Below are 19,176 nucleotides of genomic sequence, written 5' to 3'. Positions count from 1 at the left end.
TACTCGAACTAAAATTTAAATTAAAGCTAATTTTACAAAGTAGCATGTGTGCTACTTATTGCTATATATTTGTCAATATTCTATCAAGAAATTATGAAGAAGTACCATTATAGTATTTTGCTGGTGTCGTTGGTATCGGTGGGGTTTACTGCCTGTTTCAAAGGGAAAAGTAAAAATCCGCTGGATGATGGCCAGTTACATGGAGTAGCGCCGGGCGCCGGAAAAAGTATGGGAAAACCGAGAGGAATGGTTTACATTCCACCAGGAACCTTTCACATGGGCCCCAGTGATGAAGATATTAATTTTAATTATACCGCCCGTAACAGACAGGTATCTATTCCGGGCTTTTGGATGGATGCTACAGAGATAACCAATAATGATTATCGGCAGTTTGTATATTGGGTGCGTGACTCACTTGCCGCAAAAGAGTTGGGTTACTATAAATCATCTGCCGGTGCTACCGGTGGTGATTCTGCCATAGCCATTGACTGGAACAAAGCGCGTACCATTAAATATGATGCCTCAAATCTGGAAAAATTAGGCAACAAGCTCATTCTTGCGCCGGATAACAGATTATATGGCAAGCCGGATATTGACCCCAACAAATTGTTGTATCAGGTAGAAACTTTTAATTTATTTGAAGCCGCCAAAAGAGAAAATGCCGGGCAGCCACGCAGTAAATTTATTGTGCGTTATCAGGTTCCCATTTATCCGGACACCCTGGTATGGATGCGTGATTTTTCCTATTCCTACAATGAACCGATGACTAAAAGATATTTTGCACATCCTGCTTTTGGTAACTACCCTGTAGTAGGTGTTAACTGGAAACAGGCCGTTGCATTTTGCCACTGGCGCACCCATATACAAAATGCTGCTTTGGAAAGAAAAAAGATGGCTGTTGAAAGCGATTACCGATTACCAAGCGAAGCAGAATGGGAATATGCAGCCCGCGGTGGCAGAACCAATTCAATGTACCCCTGGGGGAACTATTATATCCGCAACAAAAAAGGATGTCTGTTGGCCAACTTTAAACCCGGCCGTGGTAATTATGCTGAAGATGGTGGTTTCTATACAGTTCGGGTAGATGCATACTGGCCCAATGATTACGGTTTATACAATATGGCAGGAAATGTTGCTGAATGGACCAATTCCTATTTCAACGAAAGTGCCTATAATTTTATGTCTGATATGAGTCCGGATGTACGCTATGAAGCTAAAGATTCTGATCCTCCATTAATGCGCAGAAAAGTAGTAAGAGGTGGAAGCTGGAAAGATGTAGGTTATTTCCTGCAAACCAGTACCCGCACATTCGAATACCAGGATAGTGCAAAATCTTATATAGGATTCAGGTGTGTAATTGACTTAGCTCCAAGAATGAAAAAATAGAACCCTAAAATCAGCACATTTCATTGATTAAAACTTTAATAAACTTTACGGATACAACAGGCGATGCAATCGCAGGTAGTATTCTATTAACCCAAACCCAGTAAAAATTTAAATTCTCCTAATTATGGCAGCAAAAATTCCTCCTCAGGTAAGTAAATGGTTCGATGTTGGTGTTTCTGTTGGTGCAGCAGTAGTTATCTTCGGTGCATTGCAGAAAATTTTACACACTCCAATTGCAGATGTAATGTTGAAAGTAGGTTTAACTACAGAGGCATTAATCTTTTTAGGATATGGTATACTTTATGTAATATTTCCTTATATGGATGATCATGAAGTGCATATTCCCGGAGCAAAAGTTCCTGCCGGAAACCCGGCTTTACAAACCATGGAAAAAATGTTATTGGAAGCTGATATCACACCCGCTAACCTGAGTAAACTGAGTGCAGGTTTTCAGAAATTGGGATCTACTGTTGAAAAAATGGGCGAAATTGGCGATGTAGTAAAATCTACCGGCGATTTTAGCGCAAAAGCAAAAGAAGCTGCAGGTGCTTTGGGTACTATTACCGGTGCCGTTAGTCAAACCACTGCTTCATTATCTTCTTTTAATGCAGCGGCAGAAAATACCAAACAATTTCATACTCAGGTGCAGTTGCTGACCAAAAATCTTACTTCTTTAAATACAATATATGAGTTGGAATTGCAGGAAAGCAATAACCATTTAAAAGTGTTGAATCAATTCTATGGTAAACTAGCGCAAACTTCTGAAGCCATGAACAATTCTGCCGGTGATGCAATGAAGGCAAAAGAGCAAATTGCCATACTGGCCAATAACTTAGGTAAGTTAAATCAGGTATATGGTAATATGTTAACTGCCATGCAGGGCAGACCATAATTCATACAATGCTGATTGATTGCAACCCTATTCATATAAAATTTATATAAACTGCAGATAAATTATGGCATTACCTAAGGAGCCACGGCAAAAAATGATTAACCTGATGTATTTGGTATTAACGGCACTGTTAGCACTGAATGTATCTTCTGAAATATTGAATGCATTTAAGACGGTGAACAATAGTTTAGGTACTTCAAATGAAGTAATTGAACAGAAAAATCAAACCCTTTTTAAATCATTTCAGGAAAAATTAAATCAGGCCGATACAAAAGAAAAAGCAGCCATTTGGTGGCCAAAAGCTGAAAAAGCAAAGCAATTATCCGAAAACATGTATGTTTACATTGAATCATTAAAAGATTCTTTAAAAAGAGCTTCCGGATATAACCCACCAAAAGATACTACTTTTAAAGAAGACGATTTAGAAGCTTCTTCACGATTAATGGTTGAAGAAAAGAAGGGAAATGAATTACAGCAAAAGCTAATTCAGTTTAAAAAAGATCTGCTGGCTATTGATACCGGATTTGCTATGCAATATGCGGCTACTTTGCCCTTAGATGTTTCTATTCCTAAAACAGCAACTTCTGATGCTGCAAAAAAAGATTGGGCATATGCTTATTTTAATATGACACCTACTATTGCAGGTATTACTATTTTAAGTAAATTCCAAAATGATGTGAAGAACTCTGAAGCCCGTGCAGTGGAATATTTCCACAATAAAATCGGGGAGGTGAAAATGGTGTTTGACACGTATGTGCCTTTAATAGGCCAAAGTGCACAATATTTAATGCCCGGACAGGAGTTGGATGTTACTGCCGGTATTGGGGCATTTAATAAAGAATCAAGACCCTTCATATCCATTGACGGTGCCAGTGTTCCGTTACAGCCCGATGGTACTGGATTGTATAAAACAACAGTAGGTGGTCCGGGTTCTTATGTAAAAAAATTACATATCAGTTATTTCAACCAGGCAACCGGTAAGCAAGAAACAAAAGATGTTGATATAAAATATACCGTAGGTTCACCAACAGGTGCCAATGTAAGTGCTGATGCTACCCGGGTATTGTATATTGGTGTAGCTAACCCACTAACCGTTATTGGTGGTGCAGGGGTAGGTGATGAAAGAGTAAGTGTTTCTATAAGTCAGGGTTCTTTAACCAAGACCGGCCCCGGTCATTATGAAGCACAGGTAACTACACCCGGCGAAGCAACTGTTACCGTGAATGATGGAAAAAATATAACGCCTTTTAAATTCAGGGTAAAAACCATACCCGATCCCGTTGCCAAAGTTGGTAACAGTAAAGGTGGTAGAATGGCTTTGAATGAATTTAAAGCAATGGCTGGTGTGCGGGCAGATTTGGAAAACTTTATTTTTGAAAATTTAAAATACAATGTGTTAAGTTATACTTTTATTGCGACGGGTAAAGCTTTTGCCGAGCGGCCAGGAATTTCTGTAAACAATGGCGCTGTTTTTAATAGTGAAACTCGTGCTTTAATTGAAAAATTAGGACCCAACTCTACTGTTTTAATTGATATGATTAAAGTAGAAGGACCGAATGGAACTACCTCATTACCGCCCATTTCATTCTATTTATATTAAATTTTTGATTATGAAAAAAACCAGCATTCAAATTTTTGTGTGGATTGTTGCAGTAACTGTGCTGATGTTTGAAAGCAATGCTGCGTTGGCGCAGGCACAAAAGCGAACTGCCAAAAGAAATACAACGCCACCTACACAGCAACCGGCCAATAATGCTGCCAATCCGTATTTGCAGAATAATAATTCTAATACGAATAGCAACAACCCTTATTTGTCGGGCAATCCAAATAATGCACCCGCTGCAAACAGTAACACAAATGCCAATGCAAATACACCAAAGCCTCAAAATGGCTGTAGGGAATATGTAAATATGCCCAGCAGCAGTGAAGGTGGTTTATTTGATACGGTAAAGGTTTCGCTTCGCCCGGACGATCCTACACGCAATTACGAAATGGTGCGTGATAAAACCCCTTTGGCTTATGATTTTATTCGGGAAGATGATGCTGTTTTTAAAGAAAGGGTTTGGAGTGAAATTGACATCAGGGAAAAAATGAATCAGGTATTTGGATACGCCTCTAATGAAGACAATGGCAACCAGCGTTTAATTTCAATTATTGTGCAGGCTGTGATGAATGGGGATGTTACCGCTTTTGATGCAAATGATGATCGTTTTACCACACCACTGAGCAAAGCGGATTTTATGAAAACTTTTGGCGGTGGCATTGATACTATTCAAAGAAGGAATATTGATGGTCAGCCAACCGGTGTTTGTGAAATCAGACAACGGCAGATAGTTGCAGATTCCATCTACAAATTCAGAATTAAGGAAGATTATATTTTTGATAAAGAAGCTTCCAGATTGGTGCGTCGTATTATTGGTATTGCACCCATGATGAAAAGATATTTATCGGATGGTACCACAGTTGGTAATGATTTGTATCCTTTGTTCTGGGTTTATTACCCTGATATTCGTGCAACTTTTGCTAAAGTGCAGGTGTACAATCCAAAAAATAATGGCGCCAGAATGAGTTGGGATGATTTGTTTGAAAGCCACATGTACAGCAGTTATATTGTTAAAACAACTATGGATAACTTCAAAAATCAGTATTTTAAAGATTATATTAAAGACCCCCTATTCCGTTTACTGGCCGGCGAAAAAGTTAAGGAAAAGATATTTAATTATGAACAGGATTTGTGGGCTTATTAAGCATTGCTGGGGCTTGTTTTAACTTGGTATTAAATTTGTTTTATAATTTCAGTAGAATTTTTTTTTTAAAAAATTATTGTTATTTAAAAACTAATCTGTACCTTTATCTCGGTTTTTCATAGGATATTGGATTTTAAAGACGGGGCTGGATTTTTATCCTGGCCCTTTTTTTATGCCATTACTTTTCCCAAATTGATATTATTATTGCCTGGCGGAATTAAAATAACGTATCACTAATTCGGCTTTTGCGGGGCCAACAACTGCAGCAATAGCAGATTTATCTTTCGTTTGCAGGTTTTTGATAGATTTAAAATGCTTTAAGAGGGTATCTGCCGTGGTTTTACCAATGCCGGGAATCTGCTCTAATTCATTTTTAAAAGCACCCGCCGAACGTTTATTCCGGTGAAAAGTAATACCAAAGCGATGCACTTCATCTCTAATTCTCCGAATCAGTAGCAAGCTGTCACTATCCCAGGGTAATTTTAAGGAACGGTTATCGCCCGGAAAAAATATTTCTTCCTCATTTTTGGCTAAACCCACCACATTCATGCTACCCAAAAGGCCCAATTCATCCAACGCTTCTAAAGCAGCATTTAATTGGCCTTTTCCACCATCAATAATCACCAATTGTGGCAGTGATTGGTTTTCTTCTTTCAAACGTTTATACCTCCTGTAAACTACCTCTTTCATGGTTGCAAAATCATTGATGCCCTGAACGGTTTTTACATTAAAGTGCCTGTAATCTTTTTTACTGGGTAAGCCGTTTTTAAAACAAACCATTGCAGAAACCGGATAACTACCCTGAAAATTCGAGTTATCAAAACATTCTATATGTATCGGTGTTTCCTGTAAATGCAAATAATTTTTTACTTCTTCTAAAACCTGCATCAAATCTGCGTCTGATTTAGTAGTAATATGCAGTGTTTTTTTCTTCCTGAGCTCTTCTTTAAAATAGCTTACATTTTTTATGGATAATTCTAATAATTTTTTCTTGTCGCCCGCCTTGGGAACTGTGATGGTGATATCCGGTTCGGGGTAATCCATCTCAAAAGGCACCACCATTTCTTTAGCAGTACTGTTAAAAGTTTTTCTTATATCTAAAATTACCATCGGCAGTACCTCCGCTTCGGTTTCTTCTAATTGTATATCAATTTTTCTGGTATGCGTTTGTACAATGGTACCATGGTTTACCATCAGGTAATTGATGAATGCAACATGTCCTTCCTTCTCAATTGAGAAGACATCAATATTGGTAAGGTGTTTACTTACAATCACTGATTTTGCCTGATAGTTTTCAAGATATTCCATTTTACTTTTAACCGCTGCCGCTTTTTCAAAAGCTAAATTTGCTGCATGTAACTGCATTTCAAGTTTTAAGCGGTTCATTACCGAACTTAAATTACCTTTTAAAATTTCTCTGATTTGCTGAATGCCGGTGTTATAATCGCTATCCGTTTGTAAACCCTCACAAGGGCCTTTACAATTACCCAAATGATACTCTAAGCATACTTTAAATTTATGCTTTTGAATATTGTTTGCAGTTAATGCCAGTTTGCAGGTTCTTAAAGGAATGTATTGTTTAATAAAATGCAATAATTCCCGAACACGCCCTACAGAACTGAATGGTCCCAGATATTCTGAGCCATCGTTTAATTTTTGACGTGTTAAAAATACTCTGGGAAATGGTTCTTTTTTAATAACAATATATGGATACGTTTTGTCATCTTTTAAATTAATATTATACTTGGGTTGATATTGTTTAATCAGTGCATTTTCCAATAAAAATGCATCCTGTTCCGAATCAACAATGGTAAACTCAATACTTTCAATTCGCTTAACTAATTCAAATGTTTTATAGCCGGTAAAAGTTTTTGAAAAATAAGAGCTTACTCTTTTGTGCAAGTCTTTTGCTTTTCCTACATATAAAAGTTGATGCGATACATCATAATATTTGTATATGCCCGGTTTATGCGGTATGGTATGGGCAATGAGTTGAAAAGCAGCAGCAGTCATATCAATGTTTCCAGTTTACAAATATTTTGTTTTTGTTAATTACAGAATCTTTCAATAAGTATTCTTTATTGATTGTAAAATAATTGGTAGGTTTCCAGTGTAAAGCCTCATCTATGGTAGTATCTGCGCGATGCAGTATTTTGTGTATAAAAATATTTTTCAATTTGTTATTAGCGTCATTTAATAAAATAATTACTGATTTAATGGGGAATGTATCATCTTGTGCGGCTGGTGCATAGGTAAAACTATAACTGTTGGTTGATAAATCATGAAATACAGATTCATTGAGTAAAGGTTTTAGTGCAGGGCTATTAATATCAGCATCCAAAAAGGGTTGGGCTAAATGTTCAAATTCCTTAGCATAAATAACTGAAGAGTCTTTTTTTCCTGCATTATTCGTTTCTATTTTGTACATAAAATACGGCGTGCTATTTACATCGTTTATTTCTTCAGTTAATATTTCTTTTATTGGAAAATAAGTACCGGTATCTTTTACCGGTTGTGTGGTTGTTGCTGCCTTTTGTTGGTTACTATGGCAGCCTGAACAGCAAACAGTTACTGCAATGGGTACTAATATAAAAAGCAAATACTTCATGCTACAAAAGTATTTGAAACACTTGTAACCGCATTGTATAAACTTATTTGCTGCTGATTTATACTTGAAAAAAATTAACGAATGGGCTGGGTAAACCCAATTTTTAAACCATAATCCCATCTAAATTCTTTAATGGGGTACAAATCGTTATAGGTAGGAAAATGTTGATACCGTACCTGCGGCCCAATAAACCAGGTTCTGTTTGCGGTTTTATAGGTAACATTCAACTCAATCCCTGTATTGGCATTCCACTTTCTGAAAAAGGGAGCTCCATTGGTATAATATTTATAATCGGTTGAAAGCAAATACACGTTTTTGTTAAGAGTAAGGGTAGGTTGAAAACTGATACCTGCATCTACACCAATTTTTTTATCGGGAAAGAAACTCCATTGAACACCAATGGGGATAGATATTTGGTATAGTTTATTATCTAATTTGGCAGATTGAAAGCCGCCTGCATTGCTATAACTGGAAAGCATATTTACAGAATCTAACTGATGGTTACGTACGTATGCAATGGTTGCAATATTATAGGGCGACCAATATGCATCAATATAATACTGCCGAACATTAAATTGTAAGCCGGTTTTTATTTGCAGGTTTTTATTTAAACGGTATAAAATAGCACCACCCGCTTCCATGCCAATGGCAGGTTTGTGGTGTACTGCTGCATTAATGTTGCCATTTACTGAATTGTTGGTATTGTTAACCGGACTGTTTAATGCGAAGGTGCTCAATAATGTTGCATAATTTAATCTTTCCTGATTGTCAACTAAATTTCGGTAGCTGATGGAAGGTGTAATATATAATTGGTAAGAAAATCTTGGAATTTTAGCAGTAGTTTTTAATAAATTTTTTGAAGTATTATAAGCTGATTTGTTCAGCACATTATTGAAACCACTGATTTTGTTTTTCTGATCTAACCATGCAAAATTAGGATACAATATCAGGCTGTTGTTGCCGGAATAATAAGTAGTGTTACCTGAAGGATAGGTATTGTTTTTAATGCTTTCTGTATTCATCAATTCAACCGGTTCACCATTACCGTTAATATGTTTGCTGATGATGGAAATATTTTGAATACCTTTATTGAAGTGGCGGCTACTCACAATAATCTCGTTACCGGCAGTAATGTTATTGGATGTATTTACAACTGCATAGTACGTATTGTGCTGCGGTTTATTGATGTGGTGAAGTTTATTGATGGTTTTATTGGTAATAGCAGTAGGATTAATGGTTTGCTCTAATAAATTATTTTTATTGGCATCAGCGTGTATATTGCTATTGTCGGGTGTATTGGCATCAATCATTTGAACGTTACCAATGGGTCCAAGGGGCTTTATCAAAATATTTTTAGGCGGGTAATTGTAAATGGTAGTAGCCGTTAATGCAACAATAATAAAAATAGCAATAAATGTTAATGCTTTCCAGGAACCCGTACCATGCAATTCTGTACGAATATTTTCCCATACATGCTCAGATGGGTACATGCGGTGTTGTTTCACCTCATCTTGCAAGAATTGTTCAAATTCATCATGTATATGAAAATTGTTTTCCATCGTTCCTGCACTTATTTACTAAATGCTGCCAGCCAGTTGTACTCTTCCTTCGGGCTGTCAACAATTTTCTTCTTAATTAAAATAGTTTCCAACATAGTTTTGGCTCTTGTGTACTGACTTCTGCTGGTACTTTCTTCTATATCCAGCATTTCGGCTATTTCCTTATGGCTAAAGCCTTCTAAGGCATATAAGTTTAATACGGTTCTGTATCCCACGGGTAAAAGTCTGATACATTCTATAATTTGTTTTCCCTGCAATATGGAAGGGATGGTTTCATCTTTGGTATGCAAATGTGTTGCCTGCGACAATTCAACACTTTCATTAAATTTTTTATTCTTTTTTAAAAAATTAATGCAGGTGTGTACCATAATTCTTCTAATCCAGCCTTCAAATGCACCACGGTTTTGAAAAGTATTCATTTGTGTAAACACTTTTATAAAACCTTCCTGTAACATATCTTCCGCATCCTGTCTGTTATGTGCAAACCGATAACACACCGATAGCATTTTAGGGCTATATCTGTTATACAACTCACGTTGTGCAATGGGGTCATTGTACATACATCCAGTTATTATTGCCTGTTCAGTCATTACGGGATAAATAGTTACCCTTAAATATAGGACATTTTGAAATTTTAAATGCTGCTTGGCATTTTTTTTCTTTTGAGCGGCACATAGTATTTAACCGTTTATCATTTTTTTTCAAAATTCAAGCTGCTATAGCTTGTAATTTCTGAGTAGAAAGTTACATTTGCAACACTGTAACAAAAATTATTTGAAAAATAGGGGAAACATACAATCCTTTACCGCCGCTTTTCTTTTGTTGGTTATGTTGTTGGCTATAATGCCCAAACAATGGCTGCATTATTGGTTGGCACAACATACCGATATACCTGCCAGTGTTGCAATACCTAAAAACGGGCCTGTTATTCATGCAGTTGGTTATAGTTGCGATGTAAATAATATGGTGGTGGTATTGCCTTTTATGGGCGAACAAATAAATGTAATAATTACCCTGCCGGTTAGTTTTATCAATGCAACTACCATTTTATCTGAAAATATATTTTCATCAGGCCATCACACTTTTGCAACACGCGGGCCTCCTTCTGCCGTCAATAACTTCATCTGGTTGTAATTTAATTATTTATTTAACTAATGTAATTTTATGTTGAAAAAGTTATTACTGGCTTTGCCATTATATAGTATTTTATTTATTTTATTACCACAATTTGCAATTGCATGGGATGGGAATGAAGATTTGGAGCAGGTGGTTTTACATGGAAAAGTATTAGACGCACAAACGCAAAAACCATTAGTTGGCGCCACTGTAAGTATTCCTGATTTAAAATTGGGTGTTATTACAGATGATAAAGGTGAATATCAAATAAAGGGCTTGCCCGTTGGTAATTTTTTGATAGAAGTAAAATATGTAGGTTATGCAACTGCTACAAAAAATGTTGCATTGAAAGGTACTATAACGGCTAATTTCAGTTTGCTGGAAAGTGCTACTGAAATTGGCGAAGTAGTAGTAACGGGTACTTCAAAAGCAACACAAATTAAAAGAAGCCCGGTACCTATTGTAACCATTAATCATAGTTACCTGCTCAGTAATAGTGCCACCAATGCTATTGATGCAATAGCAAAAATACCTGGTGTAAGAACTGTTACTACCGGACCCAATGTTTCAAAACCTATTATCAGAGGATTGGGGTACAATAGAATTTTAACCTTATATGATGGTGTGCGACAAGAAGGCCAGCAATGGGGCGATGAACATGGTATTGAAATAGATCAGTTTAGTGTTGACAGGGTTGAAGTAATAAAAGGTCCTGCCAGTTTATCATATGGTTCAGATGCGCTTGCCGGCGTAGTCAATCTTATTCCTACACAACCTGCACCCGAAGGAAAAATGATTGGAGAGGTTTTGTTGAATTACCAAACCAACAATAAGTTTATAGGTGGTTCGGCAATGTTAGGTGCCACTAAGAATGGTTTTGAATGGATGGCTCGTGTTTCGCACAAACAAGCCGTGGATTATCAAAACAAAGTAGATGGCAGAGTGTTTGGAACGGCTTTTCGCGAAACTGATGCAAATGCTTCATTGGGTCTGCATCGTAAATGGGGTTACTCACACCTGAATTTAGTTTTGTTTGATGACTTGCAGGAAATACCCGATGGAAGCCGCGACAGCGCCACCTGGAAGTTTACCAGGCAAATTACTGAAATTGATACGGTACGGCAAATTGTTTCTAACCATGATTTAAATAGTTATGCCATTGAAAAATTACACCAACATGTGCAACATGCCCGCATATACTGGAGTAATAATTTTATTTTAGGTGAAAGCAGGTTAGATGTGAATTTGGGTTTTCAGAATAGCAGGCGCAGAGAGTATAGCCATCCTGAACTTTTTACTATCCCTGGTCTTGATTTGCAACTGCAAACATACACCTATGATGTAAAATATCATTTTCCTTCTTTAGACAATTGGGATATCACCGCAGGTGTAAATGGAATGTACCAGAACAATACCGTTACTAACGGTACCGAATTTGTGATACCCAATTACCATCAATTCGATATCGGAGGGTTTATTTTGGGTAAAAAAACATTTGGCAATTTAGATATTGCCGGAGGTGCAAGAATAGATGGCAGAACATTTGATAATCAAAAATTGTTCACTAATGTAAATCCTGTTACAGGGTTTGATATGGCAGTGAATGGCACAGATACGATTGGTGCACAAAAAATATTTTCTAATTATAGGCATAATTTTTCAGGATTTTCCGGAAGCATAGGGGCAACCTATAATTTTTCTGAAAAATTCTCAGTAAAGGTGAATTTAGCTCGTGGTTATCGTGCACCCAATATTGCTGAACTATCTGCTAATGGTGTGCATCCGGGTACTAACATTTATCAAATAGGTAGTGATCAGTTAAAGCCTGAGTTTAGTTTACAGCAGGATGTTGGTTTGGTGTATTCTTCAAAATATGCCGTTATTCAGTTAAGTGTATTCAATAATACCATTAACAATTATATCTACAATCAGAAATTATTGGGCGCCAATGGCCAGGACTCCGTTTTGGTTCAGGGTAATCAGACATTTAAATTTGTTGCATCCAAAGCAAATTTGTGGGGCGGAGAGTTTAGTGTAGATCTGCATCCCATTAAACCTTTGCATTTTGAAAACAGTGTATCTGTTGTAAATGCCATTAATAAAGGTACAGATGGAAAGGCTGTTGCTGATTCAGAAAAATATCTTCCATTTATTCCGCCTGTGCACGGAACTTCTGAATTGCGATATAATTTTAATTTGGCAAAATCGGGTATTAAGAATGCTTTTGTAAAAGTGCAGTTGGAATATTATGCCAGCCAAAACAATGTTTTCAGTGCTTACGGAACCGAAACACCAACTCCGGGTTATAGTTTGTTTAATGCAGGTTTTGGAGGAAGTATTACCAATAAAAAAGGCGATGTGTTATTTAATGTGTATGTTATGGGTAATAACCTCTTCAATTTGGCTTATTGGGATCACTTAAGCAGGTTAAAATATTTTTATGGAAATTATCAAAATCCGGGTCCAAACGATAACCCACGAGAACATGGTATTTACAATATGGGTAGAAATGTTTCATTGAAAATAGATTTTCCGCTGAGTTATAATTTAAAGAAAAGCAGTTAAGTTGGTTTGTTTTTGGTAGAAATAAGGCCCACTCTATTACGGAAGGGCCTTTCTGTTATCTTACAAGAATAGATAGTGGATAATTTTAATTTTACACTGCAAATGATGCATTTAATTTGCGTTCGCCAATTTGCTGGCGCCACATGGCATAATATAATCCTTTCATAGCCACTAAACTGTGGTGATTGCCGGTTTCCACAATTTGCCCTTTTTCCAGCACATAAATTCTGTCGGCATGCATTATTGTACTTAAACGGTGTGCAATAAGAACAGTGATTTGTGATTTTTCGTTCGATACTGCTTTAATGGTATTGGTTATTTCTTCCTCAGTAATAGAGTCTAATGCGCTGGTGGCTTCATCAAATAACAATAAATGTGGTTTACGTATCAACGCTCTGGCAATGGATATTCTTTGTTTTTCGCCACCACTTAGTTTTAATCCGCTTTCACCTATTAGTGTATCAATGCCATTGTCTGCCTTAGTCAGCAATTGATTGCAGCTTGCCTTTTGTAGTGCTTCTAAAATATCCTCATCTGTAGCATCGGGCTTTACAAATAAAAGATTTTCTTTGATACTGCCTGCAAATAATTGGGTATCTTGGGTAACAAAGCCAATTTGTCCGCGTAGTTCATCAAAATTTAAATTGTGGCCATCTACACCATTATAAAAAATGGTACCCTCTTTTGGCCGGTATAATCCTACCAATAATTTTACCAAAGTACTTTTACCGGCGCCACTCGGACCTACAAAAGCAACGGTTTCGCCTTTTTGTACAGTAAAAGAGATATTATCAATGGCTTTATAATTAGCTGTTTGGTGTTGAAATGATACCTGATCGAAAGTTAGTATTTCAATTGCGCCAATATGAGTAGGTGTAACCGGTGAATGATCGGGCGTTTTACTCATTAAATGATGAAAGTTATTGATAGAAGCTTCTGCTTCCCGATAACTGAGCAAAATATTTCCAATTTCCTGTAATGGTCCGAAAATAAAAAAGCTGTAAAATTGAAGGGTAATTTGTTGTCCGGTGGTCAATATATCTTTAAATATTAACCACATCAAAACCATCATAATTACCTGCCTTAATAAGTTTACGAATGTACCCTGAATAAAGCCAATGGTTCTTATGCTTTTTACTTTCTTTAGTTCAAGTCCTAATATTTTATAGGTATTATTGTTTAGGCGTTTTATCTCCTGGTCAGTGAGCCCTAAACTTTTTACCAGTTCAATGTTTCGTAAACTTTCAGTAGTAGAGCCTGCCAGCATGGTAGTTTCTTTTACAATGCGTTTTTGTATGCTTTTTATTTTGTTGCTTAAGCGGTTAGTAAGCCATGATAAAATGGCAATACCAATAATATAAGTAGGCATTATACTCCAATGAATATGAAAGGCATATACAGAAACAAAAACAACACCCACTAAAATTCCAAACAATACATTAATAAAATATCCAATAAATTTTTCGCAGTCTGCTCTTGCCTTAGTTAAAATTGATAAGGTTTCACCACTACGCTGGTCTTCAAAATCCTGATAGGGTAATTGCATGCTATGCTTCAATCCATCTGTAAATAATGCTGCTCCAAATTTTTGAATAATTACATTTACGGCATAATCCTGGAATGATTTGGCAATTCTGCTTACCATGGCGGTGCCTACCATTAAGCCTAAAAAAACCAATACGCCATAGATATATTGCCATTCAGTTCTGGGTAATTTTTTTTCGTGATCAAAAAAATGTGGATGGTTGGAATATCGGTCAATTAATTTCCCGAACAGTAACGGATCGAACATGGAAAAAACCTGATTAATGGCTGCTAATAATAATGCCAATGCAATGAGCCATTTATAATGTTTTAAGTATTGTAACAGTAGTTTCATACATGTATTGTTTCAATGTTAAAAGCATGATTCATTACGCAAATAATGCACAAGTTTTCATACTTTTATTTGGTTTAGTGAAAAATGAAAACATATAGAAACAATAACTATGCAAATTTTCTGGTATGTCGAAAAGTCAGTTTAGTTTATTGCGATTTCCATACTTTTCCGTCTTTCATTACCCATTGTACTTGTTGTAATAATTGAATATTGTTTAATGGATTACCCTTTACTGCAATGATATCAGCAAAAGCACCCGGAGCTATAACACCAATTTTTCCATCTTGTTGTAATAAATCGGCAGCGGTAGTAGTAGCGGTTTGTATGGCTTGTAATGGTGATAGCCCATATTGCACCATAAACTCAAAGTCTTTTGCTTCCGGCAAATTCCACTCATATCCGCCAATATCGGTGCCATAAGCAATTTTTACACCTGCTTTCATAGCTGTTTTAAATATAGCTGGAGCAGCTTGGCGAAACTGTTGATTAATGAAACTGCCTTCTTTGGCTCTTCCATCTGCAACATAATCGTTTACAAAAATGGTGGGGCACCAGAATACACCTTTTTGGGCCATTGTATTGGCACATTCTTCATCCATGCCACTACCATGTTCAATACTTCTGGCGCCTGCTGCAATAGCAGCTAAAATACCGTCCCTGGTCATGGCATGTGCTGCAAAATTTTTTCTGCTTTTCCGTGTTTCATCTCCTATGGCTTCTATTTCCTCTTCTGTAAAGTTGGGAAGACTTCTGAAGGAACCATCGGGTAAGCGATAATAACCTCTGTCGGCATAAATTTTTATCCAGTCTGCTCCATGTGCCAATTGCTCTCTCACAGCTTTTCTGGCATCATCGGATCCATTAATTTCCTGGATGCCTTTTGGCAAATCAAGCTCCCAATTGTATTCTTTCGGACTAATAGGATAGTGCCCCACAGTATTAATAGCCCTTGTAGCTACAAACATACGTGGCCCGGGTATTACGCCATTGTTAATGGCTTTTTTTAAATCTACATCTGCATACATAGCACCTTCTGTTTCCAAATCTCTAATAGTAGTAAAGCCATTGTGTAATGCAATGTTTGCGCTGCGAGCTGCACGAAGGGTTCGGTAGGGAATGGATTCTTTCAGTAGTTGTTCGGCATAATCATCACTGGTAATATCGCCTTGCAATAAAACATGCGTGTGGCAATCAATTAATCCGGGTAAAACAAAATAACCGGATAAATCGATAGTACTATCTACTTTCTCTTGAAATTCCACCTTCGGAACAATTTTTTGTATGATGTTATCTTTAATAATAATTACCTGGTTATTACCAACGGTACCCAGTTTTACATCTAATAATTTCCCGCACTTTATAGCAGTTATTTTCTGGCTTCTTGCAAATGAAAACATCAGCAATAGTGTTGCAGATAAAATAGTGTATTTCTTAAGCATATGATTTGTTTTAGTACCTACAAGATACTAATTACTGCTTTTATAAATTCTACTGCCTGCAATTTTGTTGTAAAACCATCTTGGATGGCACTATTTTTATTGGATTTGTATTATTTAAAATGTTTTAATTGAGTAAATGCTTTATTAGAACATCCATGCTATATGCACCATTACCCGGTTATTTGCTTTTACAAATCCATTGGCTAAATTTTGCGATAATGGCGTTTGCCAGTTTGTGCCAATAGCCATGTTTTTGAATGTTGTTTCTAAACCAATTGTGCCTAAAAGGAGCTTGCCACCCGAAATATCTGCCTGTAACGCATGGTCAGTATCTTTTTGTGCCTGTTCAAACTGGCATCCAATATTAGGCACAAGCGTAACCGCTTTTGCAATACGAATTTTGTAATACGCCTGAAATATGGTTGAAAATTTATTGCCGTATTGGTATTCATGCATATTGGTTCCATTTATTTTATAATTAGCGGCTATGTTTATACCTGCATCTTGTAAACGAACATCATACATCAGGCTTGCCAGAAAATCGGTACTGCCGGTACCTAATTGAAATAAATTGGCGCTTTGCATATTGTTATCCTTATCTGCCGGATTGTATTTTCCGGTGGGTAATTTTATGCCTGCCCCTATCCAGAGGTTCTGTACCAACAATTTTTGGTATAGAGATTTTCTTTGGTTCAATACTTCATAAAATCCGGTAAATGTAATATCGCCAATTCCGTTTTTACTCAAATTTTCGGTTGCATTGGTTTTGGTATTAAAGCTATAAGGCACATTACCTAAAATGCGTACATGTTTGGCTATATTCCATCCGCCCCAAAGTTCGGCAGTAGTATAATTTTCGGTAGTGGTTAAATAGCTGCTGGTACCTCCTACACCAATGTGGGTACGTAAGCTGTTGTTTTGGTATCTTATTCCGAAAATATGTTTGTGAAATTCGGGCATAATGCCTAAATAATTATTGCCTACACCACATCCGCAAATATCGCATGCATAGGTGAACTGAACTGAAATGACTGCAGTTATAATGATGAGAAATACTTTTTTCATGTAATTTTTCATTTTTATTGTTCACTCAACAAGCGATTCTCCACAAAATTTTTATCGTTGAGTGTTTGTAAAAAAGCAAGTAATTGTTCTTTTTCTGAACTTGATAATGCTATTCCAATATGCCCGTTGTTTTTTAACATGGGGTCTAGATTAGGTGCGTTTTGAACTTGATTGCTGTAAAAATCCAGAACAGCCTCTAAAGTTAAAAAGCGCCCATCGTGCATATAGGGTGCGGTATAGTATAAATTACGTAAGGTGGGTACTTTAAATTTATATTTATCTGCATCCTGTAGTGTGATATCGTATCTGCCTACATCATCAATATTGTTTGGTGATAACCCGTTATTCCGAAATGAAAAATCGGTAAATAATGGTTCTTTGTGGCATGCAGCACAATTGTTTTTGAATATAGTATAACCTGCATTTTCATCATTTGTAAAGCTGGCTTGATGATGCATTACACTATCATACTTCGATTGATCGCTAACGCACATCACCATAAATTGCGACAATGCTTTTAATAAACGGGATGTATTAATTTCAGGTGTGCCAAATGCTTTCTGAAAAAGGGATGGGTAAACCGGAGATTTTTGCAGCGTAGCCAACAAATTATTCATGGTATTACCCATTTCAACATGGTTGGTAATGGGTGCAATGGGCTGTAGGTCTAAGTCGGCAATACCACCATCCCACATAAAAGATGGGCTCCATGCCAAGTTCATAATAGGTGGTGTATTTCTAACACCCAGGCTGTCAAAAATACCATGGCTTACACTATGCCCATGCTGGGTAAAAGCCGAAGTTTGAATATGACAGAAACTACAGCTTATGGTGTTATTGGCGGAAAGTGATGCATCATAAAATAATTTTCTTCCTAACACAAACCCGTTCTCCGTTATCGGATTAGTTTCAAAATGATATACAGGGGTTGGAAAAATATCCGGTTTGGTGAATCCGGCAAACACTTGTGTACTTTCTTTCTTGCAGGCAATAACGCCTGCAAGAAAGAAAGTTAATATCAATAATTTTAATTTCATACCAGTTAGTTTTCAGTATGGTTGTGTGTAAACATATTTACGTAGTTGTTAGCGATGGTTGCACTAAACGGACTAACCATTACCACTGAATTTTGCGCAATACTTACATTGGGAGTGCCATTAAATACTTTCATTACATCTACCAATAAATGTATGTTAGCTGATTTGGTGGCTTTAATTTTAGCAGTACCTCTGGCTGTTAAATCGAGTGTAATGGTTTTAATGTTATTAAGTGTTGGACTGGTACTGGTATAACCACCGAACAGTCCGATATGATACTGAAAAATATTACCATTTTGAGTAGATGCGGGTGAAGTGCCTTCCATCTTAAAGAAAATATAGCCGCTGTTCCAGCTCCAGTACATACCTGCGGCGGCACCTGCAGGATCTAATATACCGATTCTTTTACTGATGTCCAAGGTATTTCTCAAACTATCTACACCTACCATAAAAGTTAATTTACTGTATTCTCCTTCCGGTACACGCAATACAGGAATGGTTGATGCAGGCTTGTTTTCATCAATTAAAAAGTAGCAACTGTCTTGTGGAATGCTGTAAACACTACCATCTGTTTTGGTTAATGTAAAATTACTCACAAAATATTTTAATAAAGTAACTTTAAAAGCCTCACCACTTGCGTTGGTATAGTTGCCTGTATTTAATTGTAAATCCTGGTTGCCGGCTACATTATCAAACTCAACAGACAATTGTCCGGTTGCAGATGCATTGTATTCAGGTGCAACATTTTTTTTACACGAAACCAGAAAAAATAATGCAATAGAAAGGGAAAAAATAATCGATTTCATAATTATATTAAATTAGTATATTTAACAATCTGTTGTAGGATAGTGATAAAATTTTTTACCCGGGCTATTTTTTCGTG

The 19,176-nt window shown here is 36.6% G+C and carries 15 protein-coding genes; 6 read left to right on the top strand and 9 right to left on the bottom strand.

Annotated elements, in window-relative coordinates; all coding sequences use genetic code 11:
• The first annotated feature begins 93 nt into the window (after positions 1-93).
• The 4 genes from porK (at position 94) to porN (ending at position 5,025) form a co-directional block, all read left to right on the top strand.
• Entirely contained in the window at positions 94-1,386 is a 1,293-nt protein-coding gene (gene porK, locus AC3QLY_RS02535; RefSeq protein WP_074418197.1) for a T9SS ring complex lipoprotein PorK/GldK, read from the top strand.
• A gap of 124 nt (positions 1,387-1,510) precedes the next feature.
• On the top strand, positions 1,511-2,278 hold the full coding sequence (porL, locus tag AC3QLY_RS02530; RefSeq protein WP_074418198.1) for a type IX secretion system motor protein PorL/GldL: 768 nt from the start codon (positions 1,511-1,513) through the stop codon (positions 2,276-2,278).
• 64 nt (positions 2,279-2,342) lie between these two features.
• Positions 2,343-3,878: a type IX secretion system motor protein PorM/GldM gene (porM, locus tag AC3QLY_RS02525; RefSeq protein ID WP_492990493.1), complete on the top strand. Its 1,536-nt coding sequence runs from the start codon at positions 2,343-2,345 to the stop codon at positions 3,876-3,878.
• A gap of 10 nt (positions 3,879-3,888) precedes the next feature.
• The gene (porN, locus tag AC3QLY_RS02520) at positions 3,889-5,025 is read left to right on the top strand and encodes a type IX secretion system ring subunit PorN/GldN (protein ID WP_492990491.1); all 1,137 of its coding nucleotides are present in this window, start codon (positions 3,889-3,891) and stop codon (positions 5,023-5,025) included.
• A 201-nt stretch (positions 5,026-5,226) separates the two neighbouring features.
• Here porN and uvrC read toward each other — a convergent pair whose 3' ends face one another.
• The 4 genes from uvrC to AC3QLY_RS02500 form a co-directional block, all read right to left on the bottom strand.
• Positions 5,227-7,038: an excinuclease ABC subunit UvrC gene (uvrC, locus tag AC3QLY_RS02515; RefSeq protein WP_492990489.1), complete on the bottom strand. Its 1,812-nt coding sequence runs from the start codon at positions 7,036-7,038 to the stop codon at positions 5,227-5,229.
• Between the two features lies 1 nt (position 7,039).
• Positions 7,040-7,633 carry a hypothetical protein gene (locus tag AC3QLY_RS02510; RefSeq protein WP_074420825.1) on the bottom strand — a complete coding sequence of 198 codons (594 nt, stop codon included), beginning with the start codon at positions 7,631-7,633 and terminating at the stop codon, positions 7,040-7,042.
• A 74-nt stretch (positions 7,634-7,707) separates the two neighbouring features.
• Positions 7,708-9,192, bottom strand: a complete 1,485-nt coding sequence (locus AC3QLY_RS02505; protein WP_492990487.1) for an outer membrane beta-barrel protein — start codon at positions 9,190-9,192, stop codon at positions 7,708-7,710.
• An 11-nt stretch (positions 9,193-9,203) separates the two neighbouring features.
• Complete coding sequence (locus tag AC3QLY_RS02500) at positions 9,204-9,752, bottom strand: RNA polymerase sigma factor (RefSeq protein ID WP_253810308.1); 549 nt, start codon at positions 9,750-9,752, stop codon at positions 9,204-9,206.
• Between the two features lie 214 nt (positions 9,753-9,966).
• Between AC3QLY_RS02500 and AC3QLY_RS02495 the strand changes: the two genes are divergently transcribed.
• A complete protein-coding gene (locus AC3QLY_RS02495) occupies positions 9,967-10,326 on the top strand; it encodes a hypothetical protein (protein ID WP_074420823.1) in 360 nt (119 codons plus the stop codon).
• 30 nt (positions 10,327-10,356) lie between these two features.
• Entirely contained in the window at positions 10,357-12,873 is a 2,517-nt protein-coding gene (locus tag AC3QLY_RS02490; protein WP_492990485.1) for a TonB-dependent receptor, read from the top strand.
• 91 nt (positions 12,874-12,964) lie between these two features.
• Here AC3QLY_RS02490 and AC3QLY_RS02485 read toward each other — a convergent pair whose 3' ends face one another.
• From AC3QLY_RS02485 to AC3QLY_RS02465, 5 genes are all read right to left on the bottom strand, one after another.
• On the bottom strand, positions 12,965-14,752 hold the full coding sequence (locus AC3QLY_RS02485; protein ID WP_074420821.1) for an ABC transporter ATP-binding protein: 1,788 nt from the start codon (positions 14,750-14,752) through the stop codon (positions 12,965-12,967).
• Positions 14,753-14,898: 146 nt separating this feature from the next.
• On the bottom strand, positions 14,899-16,191 hold the full coding sequence (locus tag AC3QLY_RS02480) for a metal-dependent hydrolase family protein (RefSeq protein ID WP_074420820.1): 1,293 nt from the start codon (positions 16,189-16,191) through the stop codon (positions 14,899-14,901).
• 144 nt (positions 16,192-16,335) lie between these two features.
• Positions 16,336-17,256 carry a transporter family protein gene (locus tag AC3QLY_RS02475; protein WP_074418287.1) on the bottom strand — a complete coding sequence of 307 codons (921 nt, stop codon included), beginning with the start codon at positions 17,254-17,256 and terminating at the stop codon, positions 16,336-16,338.
• Between the two features lie 14 nt (positions 17,257-17,270).
• The gene (locus AC3QLY_RS02470) at positions 17,271-18,293 is read right to left on the bottom strand and encodes a cytochrome-c peroxidase (RefSeq protein ID WP_074418278.1); all 1,023 of its coding nucleotides are present in this window, start codon (positions 18,291-18,293) and stop codon (positions 17,271-17,273) included.
• A 5-nt stretch (positions 18,294-18,298) separates the two neighbouring features.
• Positions 18,299-19,099, bottom strand: coding sequence for an MbnP family protein (locus AC3QLY_RS02465; RefSeq protein WP_492990481.1), 801 nt, complete (start codon positions 19,097-19,099; stop codon positions 18,299-18,301).
• Between the last annotated feature and the right edge of the window lie 77 nt (positions 19,100-19,176).

Source organism: Hydrotalea sp. GW822-HT8A01 (assembly GCF_058798575.1).
This window is presented reverse-complemented; position numbering and strand designations above follow the sequence as displayed.

What these genes read in the sequence shown, in the direction of transcription:
- porK (WP_074418197.1), top strand. Translation starts at nt 94, where the DNA reads ATGAAGAAGTACCATTATAGTATTTTGCTGGTGTCGTTGGTATCGGTG.
- porL (WP_074418198.1), top strand. Translation starts at nt 1,511, where the DNA reads ATGGCAGCAAAAATTCCTCCTCAGGTAAGTAAATGGTTCGATGTTGGT.
- porM (WP_492990493.1), top strand. Translation starts at nt 2,343, where the DNA reads ATGGCATTACCTAAGGAGCCACGGCAAAAAATGATTAACCTGATGTAT.
- porN (WP_492990491.1), top strand. Translation starts at nt 3,889, where the DNA reads ATGAAAAAAACCAGCATTCAAATTTTTGTGTGGATTGTTGCAGTAACT.
- uvrC (WP_492990489.1), bottom strand. Translation starts at nt 7,038, where the DNA reads ATGACTGCTGCTGCTTTTCAACTCATTGCCCATACCATACCGCATAAA.
- AC3QLY_RS02510 (WP_074420825.1), bottom strand. Translation starts at nt 7,633, where the DNA reads ATGAAGTATTTGCTTTTTATATTAGTACCCATTGCAGTAACTGTTTGC.
- AC3QLY_RS02505 (WP_492990487.1), bottom strand. Translation starts at nt 9,192, where the DNA reads ATGGAAAACAATTTTCATATACATGATGAATTTGAACAATTCTTGCAA.
- AC3QLY_RS02500 (WP_253810308.1), bottom strand. Translation starts at nt 9,752, where the DNA reads ATGTACAATGACCCCATTGCACAACGTGAGTTGTATAACAGATATAGC.
- AC3QLY_RS02490 (WP_492990485.1), top strand. Translation starts at nt 10,357, where the DNA reads ATGTTGAAAAAGTTATTACTGGCTTTGCCATTATATAGTATTTTATTT.
- AC3QLY_RS02485 (WP_074420821.1), bottom strand. Translation starts at nt 14,752, where the DNA reads ATGAAACTACTGTTACAATACTTAAAACATTATAAATGGCTCATTGCA.
- AC3QLY_RS02480 (WP_074420820.1), bottom strand. Translation starts at nt 16,191, where the DNA reads ATGCTTAAGAAATACACTATTTTATCTGCAACACTATTGCTGATGTTT.
- AC3QLY_RS02475 (WP_074418287.1), bottom strand. Translation starts at nt 17,256, where the DNA reads ATGAAAAAAGTATTTCTCATCATTATAACTGCAGTCATTTCAGTTCAG.
- AC3QLY_RS02470 (WP_074418278.1), bottom strand. Translation starts at nt 18,293, where the DNA reads ATGAAATTAAAATTATTGATATTAACTTTCTTTCTTGCAGGCGTTATT.
- AC3QLY_RS02465 (WP_492990481.1), bottom strand. Translation starts at nt 19,099, where the DNA reads ATGAAATCGATTATTTTTTCCCTTTCTATTGCATTATTTTTTCTGGTT.